Origin of the sequence: Aeromonas sp. s5 (assembly GCF_040907865.1) — a bacterium.
Taxonomy (GTDB): Bacteria; Pseudomonadota; Gammaproteobacteria; order Enterobacterales; family Aeromonadaceae; genus Aeromonas; species Aeromonas dhakensis.
Map to the genome: position 1 here is coordinate 19,167 of NZ_JBFOCO010000017.1, position 14,200 is coordinate 33,366.

A 14,200-nucleotide genomic window follows, 5' to 3' on the forward strand; every position below is an offset into this window, starting at 1 on the left:
GAACAGATTATGTTGGGTATCATCATTTGCGGACACGGCGGCTTCGCCAGCGGCATGGAACAGGCCATGCTGCAGATCCTCGGCGAGCAGGAGGCGGTGGTCGCCATCGACTTCCCCGAGTCCTCCACCACGGCCCTGCTGCAGGATCAGTGCGAAAGCGCCCTGACCCAGGTTGAGCGAGGGGATGGCGTGGTCTTTCTGACCGATCTGCTGGGGGGAACCCCGTTTCGGGTCGCCTCCACCCTGGCGCTGCGCCAGCCCGAGCGGGAGGTGGTCACCGGCACCAATCTGCAGCTGCTGCTGGAGATGGTGATGGAGCGCGGCGAGCTGACCCCGTCCCAGTTTCGTGAACAGGCGCTGTGCTGTGGTCATCGCGGCCTCACCAGCCTGGTGGACGAGCTGGCGCGCGAGCGGGCCGAGACGCTGGCCGAGGAGGGGATCTAGATGGCAGAGCGGATCCGCGCCCGCCGCCTGCTGACCGAGCAGGGCTGGCTGACACACCAGGTACTGACCCATGAAGGGGGCGTCATCACCGCCATCGACCCCATCCCGGCCGACGACCCGGAGCGGGAGGTCGAACTGCTGGTACCCGCCCTTATCGATGGCCACGTTCACGGCGGAGCCGGCGTCGACGTGATGGACGAGGCGGTCGACGCCCTGGCCCGCCTCTCCCTTGCCAAGGCGGCAGAGGGGGTCGGCGCCTTCCTCGCCACCACGGTCACCGCCCCGCTGCCCGCCATCCTCAATACCCTCGGTCGCATCGCCGATGCCATGGCTAGCCCCCTGCCGGGCGCACAGCTGCTCGGCAGCTATCTGGAGGGGCCCTACTTCACCCCGGACAACAAGGGCGCCCATGACCCGGCCCTGTTCCGGGAGCTGGATCTGGCGGAGCTCGACCGGCTGCAACAGGTGGCGCGAGGCACCCTGAAAGTGGTCGCCCTCGCCCCCGAGAAAACCGGGGCGCTGGCCGCCATCCGTCATCTCAAGCAGGCCGGCATCCGGGTGATGCTGGGTCACTCCGCCGCCGACCACGACACCACCATGGCGGCGCTGGCGGCGGGGGCCTCCGGGCTGGTGCACTGCTTCAACGGCATGCGCGGCCTGCACCACAGAGAACCCGGCATGGTCGGCGCAGGCCTGGTGCATCCCGATGCCTGGCTGGAACTCATCGCCGACGGCCACCACGTCCATCCGAGCGTGCTCAGACTCTGTCACTGCTGCGCCAGGGATCGCCTGCTGCTCATCACGGATGCCATGCGCGCCGCCGGCATGCCGGACGGTCACTACCTGCTCGGCGACTACCGGGTGGAGATGAAGGACGGGGTGGTGCGCACCGACACCGGCGGCCTGGCTGGCAGCACCCTCACCCTGCTCGGCGCCGTGCGCAACATGGTGCAGCTGGCCGGCGTGCCGCTGGAGGAGGCCATCCGTATGGCTTCGCTGGCACCGGCCCGGATGCTGGGGATGGAACATCGCCTCGGCTCGCTGGCCGTCGGCAAGCAGGCCAACCTGCTCGCCCTGACCGCGGAGCTCAATCAACAACATATCTGGGTGGCCGGCCGGGAGATCCTCCCCGCCCCTGCCCCGCTCTCTTTCCCTGAAGCTGGTGCCCGCCAGGGTGCCAAGGAGTCCTCATGTATCTGATCTCGTCCCACGAAATGCTTAAAGATGCCCAGCGCCGCGGCTATGCGGTGCCCGCCTTCAACATCCACAATCTGGAGACCGTCGAGGTGGTGGCCCGCACTGCCGCCAAGATGAACTCCCCGGTGATCCTGGCCGCCACGCCGGGTACCTACCGCCACGCCGGGGTCGAGTACCTGGTCTCCATCTGCGCTTCGGCCGCCCATCAGTACCGCATCCCGCTGGTACTGCATCTGGACCACCACGAGGATGAGCAGGATATCCACTACAAGGTCGAGGCCGGCATCCACTCCGCCATGATCGACGCCTCCCATCTGCCGTTCGAGGAGAACGTCGCCAAGGTGCAGCGGGTCGTCACCTTCTGCCACCGCATGGGGGCGAGCGTGGAGGCCGAACTGGGCCAGCTCGGTGGCCAGGAGGATGACCTCATAGTAGACGCCGCCAACGCCCATCTGACCGACCCGGACAAGGCGGCCGAGTTCGTGGCGCGCACCGGCATCGACTCCCTGGCCGTCGCCATCGGCACGGCCCACGGCCTTTACAAGGAGGAGCCGCGCCTCGACTTCGAGCGCCTCGCCGCCATCCGGGCCAGGGTAGCTGTGCCGCTGGTGCTGCACGGCGCCTCCGGCATTCCCGACCGGGACGTGCGCCGCTGCATCGAGCTCGGGGTGTGCAAGGTCAACGTGGCCACCGAACTCAAGATCGCCTTCTCCGACGCCATGAAGGCGTTCCTGGCCTCCCACCCCGACGCCAGCGACCCGCGCCAGTATCTGGTGCCCGCCATGGCCGCCATGGAGGAGGTGGTCGCCGCCAAGATCCGCATGTGCATGAGCGACGGCAAACTCTGAACATCGCAGAAGGCAGTGCAAGTCTGACCGCCACCGACCTTTCCATCATGCTTGGTCACAACAAAAAGGGACGCCGTGGCGTCCCTTTTCTCTTCGTGCCGCGGGGCCCAGCCCCTGCCGACAGATCAGATCCCCTGACGGGCTTCCTGCATCAGCAAGCGCATGTCGCTGACCGCCTTGGCCAGGCCGTCGAAGGCGGCGCGGCCGATGATGGCGTGGCCGATGTTGAGCTCATAGAGCTCGGGGATGGCGGCGATGGCCTTGACGTTGTGGTAGTGCAGGCCGTGGCCGGCATTGACCTTCAAGCCCTTGCCGGCGGCATAGGAGGCACCGGCGGCGATGCGCTTGAACTCGGCGTTACGTTCAGCATCCGTGGTGGCATCGGCGTAGCGACCGGTGTGGATCTCGATGAAGGGAGCACCGCTCGCGGCGGCCGCATCGATCTGGATGGGGTCGGCATCGATGAAGAGCGACACCTGGGCGCCGACGGCGGCCAGACGGGTCACCGCATCGGTTACCTTGTCCAGCTGGCCGGCTACGTCCAAGCCCCCCTCGGTAGTCACCTCGGTGCGCTTCTCCGGCACCAAGCAGACGAAGTGAGGCTTGATACGGCAGGCGATGCCGACCATCTCCTCGGTCACCGCCATCTCCAGGTTCATTCTGGTCTGGATGGTCTGGCGCAGGATCTCCACGTCACGGTCGGTGATGTGGCGGCGATCTTCCCGCAGGTGCACCGTGATGCCATCCGCACCGGCCTGCTCGGCCACGAAGGCGGCCTGTACCGGATCCGGATACTGGGTGCCCCGGGCATTGCGCAGGGTGGCGATATGATCGATGTTCACACCCAGATAGATTTCGCTCATTGACGACTCCTTGAAGCTCTTCACTGTTAACTGTGCAGCTGGCGCCTAGGCGCCAGCGCCGATATCCGTATGTCACGTGGGGGGTTGCAGGTTGCAACCCGCGGCAGCTCGTAGGTTCGATTAGCGCAGCGTAATCGGACCTAGGTAACATTCTTGCCGTGTTGGGTAACGCCGCAGGGCGGTTAACCCAAGCTATTACGGCGTTTTAAAAACAGCTCCCGGCTCTTCAACTGACGCCGTCCCAGATAGGGTTGCAGCGCCAGCCGGCTGAAACGCTTGGCCGCCTGCAACAGGGGGGGAGTATCGAAGCGCCCCTCGGCAAAGGCCAGCAGGTGCGCGCCGAGAAACAGGGTACGGGGATCCGGCGCCCGCTCGCAAGCGACAAAGCCCAACTCCCGCTCGAAGCCGTAGAGCAGGGTTGGCTCAATTGGCGACTCGTCATCCGCCGTGTACTCGAAGTCCACCGCATAACCCAGCGCCTGCAGCAGCAGGAACTCGAAGCGGCGCAGCGGCAGCTCCGGCGTCTCGCCGTCGGCCAGCGCCATGATGGCGCGGGCATAGGCATCGAACACCTCGGGGAAGGGGGTGTGCGCCTCCAGCAGGTAGTAGACCAGCTCGTTGAGATAGAGGCCGTAGAAGAGGCGATCGCCACCGAGGCGCAGGGAGTGATCCGGGCACTCGACCTGGGTGAGATTCTTGAGATCCCCCTTGCCACGCCAGGCGATGGTGAGCAGGGTAAAGGGTTGCAACAGCCCCTTCAGAGGCGAGCGTGGCCCGCGAGAACCGCGAGCCACCAGAGTAAAACGGCCACTATCCTGGGTGAAAACCTCGACCAGCTGGCTGGTCTCCCGATAGGGCCGACTGTGGATGACGAAAGCCGGGGTCAGCAATCAGTCGTCGCCATAGCCGAGACTGCGCAGGGCGCGCTCGTCGTCGGCCCAGCCGGACTTGACCTTGACCCACAGCTCGAGGTGCACCTTGTTCTGGAACAGCCGTTCCATGTCGATGCGGGCCTCGGTGCCGATGGTCTTGATCTTCTCGCCCTTGTTGCCGATGACCATCTTCTTCTGGCCTTCGCGCTCCACCAGGATCAGGCCGTGGATGTGGTAGAGACCGTTCTCTTCCACCTTGAAGCGCTCGATCTCCACCGTCACCGAGTAGGGCAGCTCCTCACCGGTGAAGCGCATCAGCTTCTCGCGGATGATTTCGGAGGCCATGAAGCGGGAGGAGCGGTCGGTCACGTAATCTTCCGGGAAGAAGTGGACGTTTTCCGGCAGCAGATCCTTGGCCCACTCGCGGATCTTCTCCACGTTGGTGCCCTTCTCGGCACTGATGGGCAGGATATGGGAAAAGTTCATCTGCTGGCCCAGCCACTCCAGGTGGGGCAGCAGATCCTCTTTCTCTTTGACGTTGTCGATCTTGTTGACCGCCAGCACCACTGGACACTTGAGATTGCGCAGTTTGCCCAGCACCATCTCGTCGTCCTTGGTCCAGTGGGTGCCGTCGACCACGAACACCACCATGGCCACGTCCCCCAGCGAACTGGTGGCGGCGCGGTTCATCAGGCGGTTGATGGCCCGTTTCTCTTCAATGTGCAGACCCGGGGTATCCACGTAGATGGTCTGATAGTTCTCCTCGGTGTCGATCCCCAGGATCCGGTGACGGGTGGTCTGGGGCTTCTTCGAGGTGATGCTGACCTTCTGGCCAAGCAGCTTGTTGAGCAGGGTGGACTTGCCCACGTTGGGGCGGCCCACGATGGCGACAAAGCCGCAATAAGTGCTATCTGTCATGACAGTTTTTCCAATGCTTGCTGTGCGGCGGCCTGTTCGGCCTTGCGACGGCTGGTGCCGACCCCGACCAGCGGACCATCCAGACCTTCCACCTCACACTGGACGGTGAACTCCTGGTTGTGGGCTTCGCCCTTGACGTTGGTCACTGTGTAGGTCGGCAGGGATTTGCGGCTTCCCTGCAGAATTTCTTGCAGACGGGTCTTGGGATCCTTCTGCTCTATGCCCGGCTTGATCTCGTCCAGGCGACTGGCGTACCAGCCCAGCAGCAGCGTCCGTACAGTCTCAAGATTGGTATCCAGGTAGACGGCACCGATCACCGCCTCGACCGTGTCGGCCAGAATGGATTCACGGCGAAAACCGCCACTCTTCAGCTCGCCCGGCCCCAGGATCAGGTGATCCCCGAGGTCGAACTCCCGGCCCAGTTCGGCCAGGGTCTTCTCGCGTACCAGGGTGGCGCGCATCCGGCTGAGATCCCCTTCCGCCGCCTGCGGGAAGCGGTGGAACAGATCGTCGGCAATCACCAGACTCAAAATGGAGTCACCCAGAAATTCCAGTCGCTCGTTGTGACGGGAGCCGGCGCTGCGGTGAGTCAGCGCCCGGGTCAGCAGTTCTTGATCCTGAAAGACATGCCCGAGACGGGACTGCAGTCTGTTCATCTTGATATTCATTTACTTGATTCCGCCAATGCGGTTGAAGCGCACCCCTGTCGGTACCCAGCTCGGTAGCAGGGAGCCTTCTTCGCGCTCGAATTCAAAACTTATCCAGATAGCGACCGCCTTGCCCACCAGGTTCTGCTCGGGCACAAAGCCCCAGAAGCGGCTGTCGGTACTGTTGTCACGGTTGTCGCCCATGACGAAGTACTGACCTTCCGGTACGACCCACTCATCGGGGTAGGTGCCGGGCTGGCGGTAGTAACGGCCGACCATATCGGGCATCAGCGGGTTGCGCAGGGTCTCGTGAGACACCTCGCCCAGCTGCTCGGTATAGCGGTCAAGCGGGATCCCCATCTGGGTAAATTCACCCCTTTGTTCAAACTTGACGTCGAGCTTCTGGAAGCCCGGGCACGTTTTCCCTTCCTGCTCCTCGCACTTGGGCCGGATCATCAGCTCCTTGTTGCGATAGATGACCCGGTCCCCCGGCATGCCGACTACGCGCTTGATGTAGTCCACCCGGGTATCCAGCGGATACTTGAACACCACCACGTCGCCGCGCTTGGGTTCACCGGTCTCGAGGAACTTGGTGTTGGTCACCGGATCCTTGAGGCCGTAGGCAAACTTCTCCACCAGGATGAAATCGCCCACCAGCAGGGTGGGCATCATGGAACCAGACGGGATCTGGAACGGTTCGAAGATGAAGGAGCGCAGGATCAGTACGAGGGTGATGACCGGGAAGACCCCGGCGGTCTGTTCGATCCAGACCGGCACGGGGGCCACCTTGGCCAGGGTTTTCTCGTCCAGATGGGCGCCGCCGTGGGCACGGGCCACGGCAATCTTGGCGGCTCGCTGCTTGGACCAGATCATCTTGTCCAGACACCAGATAACACCGGTGATCGCGCAGACCACCACCAGGATCAGGGAAAACGTGCTTGCCATCTATTAATCCTTTCCGACGTGGAGAATTGCGAGGAAGGCTTCCTGCGGCACGTCGACACGGCCCAGAGACTTCATCCGTTTCTTGCCTTCTTTCTGCTTGTTCAGCAGCTTCTTCTTACGACTCACGTCACCACCGTAACATTTGGCGGTCACGTCCTTGCGCAGGGCCTTGACGGTGCTGCGAGCGATGATCTGGTTGCCGATGGCAGCCTGGATGGCGATATCGAACATCTGGCGCGGGATCAGCTCGCGCATCTTCTCCACCACCTGGCGACCGCGATACTGGGCGTTCTCCTTGTGGGTGATGATGGCCAGGGCGTCGACCCGCTCGCCGTTGATCATGATGTCCAGACGGACCATGTCGGAGGTTTCGAAACGCTTGAAGCCGTAATCCAGCGAGGCGTAACCGCGGCTGGTGGATTTGAGGCGGTCGAAGAAATCGAGCACCACTTCCGCCATCGGGATCTCGTAGGTCAGTGCCACCTGCTTGCCGTGGTAGACCATGTTGGTCTGCACGCCACGCTTCTCGATACAGAGGGTGATCACGTTGCCCATGTACTCCTGCGGCAGCAGAATGTGACACTCGGCGATGGGCTCACGCATCTCCTTGATGCTGGTGATGGCGGGCATCTGGGCCGGGCTGTCGATGTGGATGGTGGTACCGTCGGTCTGCTCGATCTGGTAGACCACGGTCGGCGCCGTGGTGATCAGATCCAGATCGTACTCACGCTCCAGCCGCTCCTGGATGATCTCCATGTGCAGCATGCCGAGGAAGCCACAACGGAAGCCGAAGCCCAGTGCGGTGGAACTCTCCGGCTCGTAGAACAGGGAGGCGTCGTTGAGCGACAGCTTCTCCAGTGCATCGCGGAAGGACTCGTAGTCATCGCTGGAGATGGGGAACAGACCGGCATAGACCTGCGGCTTCACCTTCTTGAAGCCGGCCAGCGCCTTCTCGGCACCGTGTTTGGCCAGGGTCAGGGTATCGCCCACCGGTGCGCCGTGGATATCCTTGATGCCGCAGACGACCCAACCTACCTCGCCGCAGCCCAGACCGTCGGTGTCCACCTGCTTGGGCGTGAAGATCCCGATGCGATCGACGCCCCAGGTCTGGCCGGTGCTCATCACCTTGATCTTGTCGTTCTTCTTGAGCGAACCGTTCTTGATCCGCACCAGAGAGACGACGCCCAGATAGGAGTCGAACCAGGAGTCGATGATCAGCGCCTGCAGCGGGGCATCCGGATCCCCTTCCGGAGACGGGATCTTGGCCACGATCTCTTCCAGCACCAGATCGACGCCGAGGCCGGTCTTGGCGGAGCAGCGCACCGCGTCGACCGCGTCGATGCCGACGATGTCCTCGATCTCTTCGGCAACCCGCTCTGGCTCGGCGGCCGGCAGGTCGATCTTGTTCAGCACCGGCACCACTTCCAGGTCCATTTCCATGGCGGTATAGCAGTTGGCCAGAGTCTGTGCCTCAACCCCCTGGCCGGCATCCACCACCAGCAGAGCCCCTTCACAGGCCGCCAACGAGCGGGAGACCTCGTAGGAGAAGTCCACGTGGCCCGGGGTGTCGATAAAGTTCAGCTGGTAGGTGTTACCGTCTTGTGCCTGGTAGTTCAGGGTCACACTCTGTGCTTTGATGGTAATGCCGCGCTCGCGCTCCAGTTCCATGGAGTCAAGCACCTGAGCCTGCATCTCGCGGTCGGACAGGCCGCCACAAGTCTGGATCAGACGGTCCGACAGGGTCGATTTACCGTGGTCGATGTGCGCAATAATCGAAAAGTTACGAATGTGTTTCATCGAGCAAGAATCACTCAAAATTAGGTTAGGGCCGGATATGGAGGCAGGATTTTACTGGATAACCCGGTCGACGGCCAATCTTTAGTCGACGAAGCACCAGAAATAGCGGCCTGCACGGTCAGGAGAGGTGGCGGGTGGGCAGGACCACACCCAGCATGCGGGGACCATAGGCCCCCTGATCGAGCCGGTTGGAAAAGTAACGAACCAGTGAAAAACCGACGAGGCCCCCCAGCAGGCAGCAGAGGATGGTGACCCCCTCCCCCGCAGAGAGCAGGGGTGCCAGCCAGAGTTGCCCCAGCAGGGCCCCCGCCAGCAGACAGAACAGCGGCAGCACATAGACCAGCGCGGCCCCCTGCAGGATGCTCGCCTGGGGAATGCCGAGCCTCACCTGCTGGCCGACGCTCACCTCGGCGGTGAGCGCCACCCGCAGTCGCTGCGCTTTCAATGGAAACGCCTTGGCCACCGTGCCGGTGCCACAGTTGGACTGTTGATGACAACCGCTGCAGGCGGAGCGTCGTTCGCACTCCACCCAGGCATGTTCTCCATCAATGGCCACCACGGTCGCCAGCTCTTCGCTCATTCCACTCACAAGACGGTTCCACAATAACGAAAGATAGATTGACCCAATCTGAACACGACTGCCGGCCTTGGGCAAGCAGCCGCGTCTGACGGTTTACTGTACGGCCTCGTTGCGGGCCAGCGGTTGCACCGACTCGGCGATGCGTTTCGCGGTGTCGGCCGGCACTTCACCCACCACTGTGATCTCGACCCCAACGTCATTGACATAGCTCACCAGCGAGGTGGCGCCCTGGCGGATCAGCTGCTGGCGCACCGCCTGCTTGGGATCGACCCGGGCCACGTAGACCGAGAGATCCACCAGCCCGTCGGAGAGCATCATGTAATCCACCGGCAGACTGGTAGTCACCAGCTGGTGACGATCCCGGGAGAGCACCTTGAAGCCTTCAGGCAGCCAGGTGAGGTGCCAGTTCAGCTGCTGCTGCGGCGCCGGATAGGCATCTTCCAGCGCCAGCGCCTGGGGCAACTTGCTGCTGGCCAGCTTCACCAGCCAGGGAGCCGGCGCAGGGAGCCGGTCCAGATCCACCCCCAGCACCTGCTCGACCAGGTTGCCTTCCCGATCCACCATGTCCACCCGCAGCAACAGGCTGCTCTGCTCGTCAATCCAGAGTACGAAGCCGTACTTGTCGGCCTCCTTGGGCACCAGCCGCACCACCTGTGCCACCAGCCCGGCAGCCCGGCTGCGGCCGGCCAGCACAGGATCATAGCTCTCCAGCACCCGCGGCAACGGCATTCTCACCAGGGTGGCCCATACCCCGGGGAAACGCGCCCCCTTGAGGGTGTAGGGTTCATGGGTATTTTCAAAAAAGGTGTACTCGTCTTGGCGCTGCAGGTACTCGATGGTCTTGCCATCGAGGTAGCTGAGGTGAGCCACCTCCTTGCCATCGATCACGCCGTGGCTGAAGCGGATAGGCTCGAGTCGCCCCTGCCGGGCCTTGACCATGGACAATTCGAAATTCTGTTGCGAGACGGCACTCTGCATCTGCTGCAACAAGGCCTCGGCCGACTTGTCGTCGGCCGAGGCCTTGGCGCTGATCAACAGGAGAGAGGCCAGCAAAATACGGCTGGACTGGCGCACGTTCTGATCCCTAATCCGTTATTCCTGAATCTGCTTGTCTTGCAGCAGACGCTGTTGCAACTGGTGGTCGCGCAGGAAAGCGTTGATGCGCTCGCGCTGCTCCTGCATCTGCTGTTCGCTCAACCCCTGCTGACGCTGGGTCGCACGATTGCCGTCCTGCGGATAGTGCACGCTTACCGGCGAGGCACTGCCACCAACGGGGATAGTGTTGAGTACCGGGTTGGTCGGCACACCGTCCTGCCCCTGATACTGCTGCACCCCGAAGATGACGGCGGCAGCGACCGAGGCGGCGATGGCGTATTGCCCCACCTGCTGGCCGGCGCGGCGCAGGAACGGCACTATCGTGGCGGTCTTGGCGCTACCCGGCTGCGGTACGGCAGGTTTGCTCTCCACCGGCTTTGGCGCCAGTATGGTAGGTTCATCTTCCAGCGCAGCCATGATGCTGTCGCTCAGATCCAGTTGCAGATTGACCGGCAGGTCCCCCCGCATGGCATCACCAATCAGGTGGTAACGAGACCAGGTCTCTTGCAGAGCCGGATCCGTTCCCAGCTCGTTCAGAACCTCAACATCGCTCAAGTCACCGTCCATCAGGGCCGAGAGTTGCTCTTTATTTGCCATAAGTTAACCTGTCTTTCCCCAGTTAATTCTCGATCAGAGGTTGCAGCTTTTTATCGATTGCTTCCCTCGCCCGGAAGATGCGGGATCTCACCGTACCCACCGGACAATCCATGATTTCGGCAATCTCTTCGTAGCTCAGCCCTTCCAGTTCGCGAAGGGTGATAGCTGTCCTCAAGTCTTCCGGCAAAGCTTCTATGGCAGAAAACACGGTGCGCTTGATCTCGTCGGTCAGCGTCAGGTTTTCCGGGGTAGCCACCTCTTGCAAGGCTTCGCCACCGCCATAGTATTCTGCCTCTTCCGCCTCTACGTCACTGCTGGGCGGCCTGCGCCCCTGAGAGGTCAGATAATTCTTGGCCGTGTTCACGGCAATCCGGTACAACCAGGTGTAAAAGGCGCTCTCGCCACGGAATGTCGGCAGCGCGCGATAAGCCTTGATGAAAGCCTCCTGCGCCACATCCGGTACATCGCCCGGATTGTTGACATACCTGGCCACCAGGTTGACCACCTTGTGCTGGTATTTTTTTACCAACAGGTTGAATGCATTTTTATCGCCACGCTGGACCCGTTCAACCAGCTGTTCGTCCAGTAGATTCTGGTCGCTCATCAGAGCCGTAAAACCCCCATCAGGTTATCGTTTTTCTTTTCCGGCCCTTCCTAAGCGCACAAGTTCAGACAGGAGGAATCAGGGAAAGTTCGCTTGCATTGAAAAAAATGTGACGCAGGCTGCATCACCACCCTCGCTTGGGCTACCATGGTGCCAGTTCTTAATCCAGGCCAATGATACTTATGAAAGCAAGTGTTGAATACCTTTGCGACGTACTGATCATTGGCAGCGGTGCAGCCGGTTTGTCTCTCGCATTGCGATTGGCAGACCAGGCCAAAGTCCTGGTTCTGAGCAAGGGGCCCATCAGTGAAGGGGCCACTTTCTATGCGCAAGGAGGCATCGCTGCCGTGTTCGACGAGACCGACAGCATCGAATCCCACGTGAGCGACACGCTCAACGCCGGGGCCGGGTTGTGTGACCCGGCCGTGGTGGAGTTCACCGCCCGCAACGCCCGCGACTCCATCCAGTGGCTGATCCAGCAGGGTGTCCCCTTCGATCAGGAAGAGGACGCAGAGGGCGAATCCCACTATCACCTGACCCGCGAAGGGGGCCACAGCCATCGCCGCATCTTCCACGCGGCGGATGCCACCGGCAAGGCGGTGCAGCTCACCCTGATCGATCAGGTGCGGGCTCACCCCAACATCCAGCTGATGGAGCGCTTCAACGCGGTCGATCTCATCACCACCCGCAAGCTGGGGCTGCCGGGCAACCGGGTACTGGGCGCCTATGTCTGGAACCGCAACGCCGAGCAGGTCGAGGTGATCCGCGCCCGTTTCGTGGCACTGGCCACCGGTGGCGCCTCCAAGGTGTACCAGTACACCTCCAACCCGGACGTCAGCTCCGGTGACGGCATCGCCATGGCGTGGCGCGCCGGCTGCCGGGTGGCAAACCTGGAGTTCAACCAGTTCCACCCCACCAGCCTGTTCCACCCCGATGACCCCAACTTCCTGCTGACCGAAGCCCTACGCGGCGAGGGGGCCTATCTGCGCCGCCCCGACGGCAGTCGCTTCATGCCCGACTTCGACGAGCGGGCCGAGCTCGCACCGCGGGACATAGTCGCCCGTGCTATCGACCACGAGATGAAGCGGCTCGGCGCCGACTGCATGTATCTGGACATCAGTCACAAGCCGGCCGATTTCATCATCAAGCACTTTCCCACCATCCATGAGCGCTGCCTCGCGGTCGGCATCGACATCACCAAGGAGGCGATGCCCATCGTCCCTGCCGCCCACTACACCTGCGGCGGCGTGATGATCGACAACAACGGCCAGACCGACATCCCCGGCCTCTACGCCATCGGCGAGGTGACCTACACCGGGCTGCACGGCGCCAACCGGATGGCCTCCAACTCCCTGCTCGAATGCGTGGTCTATGCCCATCAGGCGGGGGCCGACATTCTGGCCAAGCTGCCGATGAGCGTGGAGCCGCCCCGTCTGCCGGTGTGGGACGAGAGCAAGGTGGAAGATTCGGATGAGCTGGTGGTGATCCAGCACAACTGGCACGAGCTGCGGCTAATGATGTGGGACTACGTGGGGATAGTGCGTACCAACAAACGTCTGGCCCGCGCCAAGCGCCGCATCGACCTGCTCAAGCAGGAGGTGCAGGAGTACTACGCCAACTTCCGGGTCTCCAACAACCTGCTGGAGCTGCGCAACCTGCTGCAGGTGGCCGAGCTCATCGTCAACTGCGCCCTGCAGCGCAAGGAGTCGCGCGGCCTGCACTACAACCTGGACTACCCGGACATGCAGCCGGACTCCAAGCCGACCGTGCTGACGCCGGAACGGGACTAACCCTTTCGTTCAGTAATGAGCCAGAGGGTCGCGCGGCCTGCACTACAACCTGGACTACCCGGACATGCAACCGGACTCCAAGCCGACCGTGCTGACGCCGGAACGAGACTAACCCTTTCGCTTCGCAATGAGCCTGAGAGTCACACGGCCTGCACTGCTGCAACCCGGACTACCCGGACATGCAGCCGGACTCCAGGCCGACCGTGCTGACGCCGGAGCGGGACTAGCCTCTGCTACAAGCAACAAGCAGCAATATCCAGATGACCTCGCTCCGGCGGGGTCATCTGTTTTATGGGGAAGATAGGCTAGCGGGTCTGCTGGGAGAAGTGGATGGCGCGAGCCAGCGTGCGGTAGTGGGCCGGTGCCAACGCATCGCTGAACAGCCAGAGCCGGCTGGCGGGACGCTCCACCGCTACCAGCTGCAACCAGAGCACGCCGGGCCAGATGCGGCTGCCCGCCCCCAGCTGATAACGGTTGCCCTGCCAGCTGAGCCACTGACCGTCCCACTCCAGCACGCCGGTCATCCGGCTCGTGTCGAGCCAGGCGCGCCACAACCCCAGCGCCCAGCAGGGCAGCAACAATGCACACTGCCAGCCGTGGATCAGGGCGGCCAGCGGCCACAGGATCAGCAGAAACAGCGACAACAGCAGCAGACGCTGCTGTCTGGAGACGGTGACGGGCATCGACACCCGTACGGATGGATCAACGCTGGCGATCGTGACGGGCCTGATTGCGTTCCAGGATCAGCGGGATCATGGCAGCGAAGGCGGGGTCTTCCGGCACGCCGTGGCCCATGCTCCAGCGGAACAGCTCCGGATCCTCGCACTCCAGCAGGCGGATAAAGGTCTGCTGATCGGCCTCGCTCAAACCGTCGAACTCGTGCTCGAAGAAGGGCATAAAGATCACATCCAGCTCGAGCATGCCACGGCGGCAGGCCCACTTCAGGCGGGATTTTTCAATTGGGCTCAACATGGAACTCTCCTTACAAAGACCCGGCGATGGT

General features: G+C 62.6%; 16 protein-coding genes. 4 read left to right on the plus strand and 12 right to left on the minus strand.

The annotated features are described in order from the left end of the window. The first annotated feature begins 9 nt into the window (after nucleotides 1-9). Genes agaF through AB5Y94_RS10790 form a run of 3 tightly spaced genes read left to right on the plus strand, consistent with a single transcriptional unit; the run spans nucleotide 10 to nucleotide 2,489 of the window. Nucleotides 10-444, plus strand: coding sequence for a PTS galactosamine/N-acetylgalactosamine transporter subunit IIA (gene agaF / locus AB5Y94_RS10780; RefSeq protein ID WP_368205490.1), 435 nt, complete (start codon nucleotides 10-12; stop codon nucleotides 442-444). After that, the gene (gene nagA / locus AB5Y94_RS10785; RefSeq protein WP_368205491.1) at nucleotides 445-1,644 is read left to right on the plus strand and encodes an N-acetylglucosamine-6-phosphate deacetylase; all 1,200 of its coding nucleotides are present in this window, start codon (nucleotides 445-447) and stop codon (nucleotides 1,642-1,644) included. Next, the gene (locus AB5Y94_RS10790) at nucleotides 1,635-2,489 is read left to right on the plus strand and encodes a tagatose bisphosphate family class II aldolase (protein ID WP_368205492.1); all 855 of its coding nucleotides are present in this window, start codon (nucleotides 1,635-1,637) and stop codon (nucleotides 2,487-2,489) included. Before nagA ends, AB5Y94_RS10790 begins: the two co-directional genes overlap by 10 nt. A 125-nt stretch (nucleotides 2,490-2,614) precedes the next feature. Here AB5Y94_RS10790 and pdxJ read toward each other — a convergent pair whose 3' ends face one another. The 10 genes from pdxJ to rpoE form a co-directional block, all read right to left on the minus strand. Beyond that, on the minus strand, nucleotides 2,615-3,352 hold the full coding sequence (gene pdxJ, locus AB5Y94_RS10795; protein WP_017779321.1) for a pyridoxine 5'-phosphate synthase: 738 nt from the start codon (nucleotides 3,350-3,352) through the stop codon (nucleotides 2,615-2,617). Nucleotides 3,353-3,534: 182 nt separating this feature from the next. Next, nucleotides 3,535-4,242, minus strand: coding sequence for a DNA repair protein RecO (gene recO, locus AB5Y94_RS10800; RefSeq protein ID WP_010635031.1), 708 nt, complete (start codon nucleotides 4,240-4,242; stop codon nucleotides 3,535-3,537). After that, the gene (gene era / locus AB5Y94_RS10805) at nucleotides 4,243-5,142 is read right to left on the minus strand and encodes a GTPase Era (protein WP_005309385.1); all 900 of its coding nucleotides are present in this window, start codon (nucleotides 5,140-5,142) and stop codon (nucleotides 4,243-4,245) included. Next, nucleotides 5,139-5,810 (minus strand): ribonuclease III, encoded by a 672-nt coding sequence (gene rnc, locus AB5Y94_RS10810; protein ID WP_005309383.1) that lies wholly within the window; start codon nucleotides 5,808-5,810, stop codon nucleotides 5,139-5,141. Before rnc ends, era begins: the two co-directional genes overlap by 4 nt. Further along, complete coding sequence (lepB, locus tag AB5Y94_RS10815; protein ID WP_005309381.1) at nucleotides 5,811-6,734, minus strand: signal peptidase I; 924 nt, start codon at nucleotides 6,732-6,734, stop codon at nucleotides 5,811-5,813. A 3-nt stretch (nucleotides 6,735-6,737) separates the two neighbouring features. After that, complete coding sequence (gene lepA, locus AB5Y94_RS10820) at nucleotides 6,738-8,531, minus strand: translation elongation factor 4 (protein ID WP_005309379.1); 1,794 nt, start codon at nucleotides 8,529-8,531, stop codon at nucleotides 6,738-6,740. Between the two features lie 118 nt (nucleotides 8,532-8,649). Continuing rightward, nucleotides 8,650-9,111, minus strand: coding sequence for a SoxR reducing system RseC family protein (locus AB5Y94_RS10825; protein WP_005309378.1), 462 nt, complete (start codon nucleotides 9,109-9,111; stop codon nucleotides 8,650-8,652). Nucleotides 9,112-9,204: 93 nt separating this feature from the next. Further along, the gene (locus AB5Y94_RS10830) at nucleotides 9,205-10,185 is read right to left on the minus strand and encodes a MucB/RseB C-terminal domain-containing protein (RefSeq protein ID WP_368205493.1); all 981 of its coding nucleotides are present in this window, start codon (nucleotides 10,183-10,185) and stop codon (nucleotides 9,205-9,207) included. An 18-nt stretch (nucleotides 10,186-10,203) separates the two neighbouring features. Further along, the gene (locus AB5Y94_RS10835; protein WP_043170433.1) at nucleotides 10,204-10,803 is read right to left on the minus strand and encodes an RseA family anti-sigma factor; all 600 of its coding nucleotides are present in this window, start codon (nucleotides 10,801-10,803) and stop codon (nucleotides 10,204-10,206) included. A 22-nt stretch (nucleotides 10,804-10,825) separates the two neighbouring features. Further along, nucleotides 10,826-11,407, minus strand: a complete 582-nt coding sequence (gene rpoE / locus AB5Y94_RS10840) for an RNA polymerase sigma factor RpoE (RefSeq protein ID WP_005309371.1) — start codon at nucleotides 11,405-11,407, stop codon at nucleotides 10,826-10,828. A 182-nt stretch (nucleotides 11,408-11,589) separates the two neighbouring features. On the opposite strand from rpoE, the gene nadB reads away from it, so the two are divergent. Then, nucleotides 11,590-13,197, plus strand: a complete 1,608-nt coding sequence (gene nadB, locus AB5Y94_RS10845) for an L-aspartate oxidase (RefSeq protein WP_017786464.1) — start codon at nucleotides 11,590-11,592, stop codon at nucleotides 13,195-13,197. Between the two features lie 305 nt (nucleotides 13,198-13,502). On the opposite strand, the gene AB5Y94_RS10850 is transcribed toward nadB, so the two are convergent. Together AB5Y94_RS10850 and AB5Y94_RS10855 are read right to left on the minus strand one after the other, a co-directional pair. Further along, a complete protein-coding gene (locus AB5Y94_RS10850) occupies nucleotides 13,503-13,880 on the minus strand; it encodes a protein YgfX (protein WP_368205494.1) in 378 nt (125 codons plus the stop codon). 19 nt (nucleotides 13,881-13,899) lie between these two features. After that, nucleotides 13,900-14,169, minus strand: coding sequence for a succinate dehydrogenase assembly factor 2 (locus tag AB5Y94_RS10855; RefSeq protein ID WP_005309363.1), 270 nt, complete (start codon nucleotides 14,167-14,169; stop codon nucleotides 13,900-13,902). Nucleotides 14,170-14,200 lie beyond the last annotated feature (31 nt).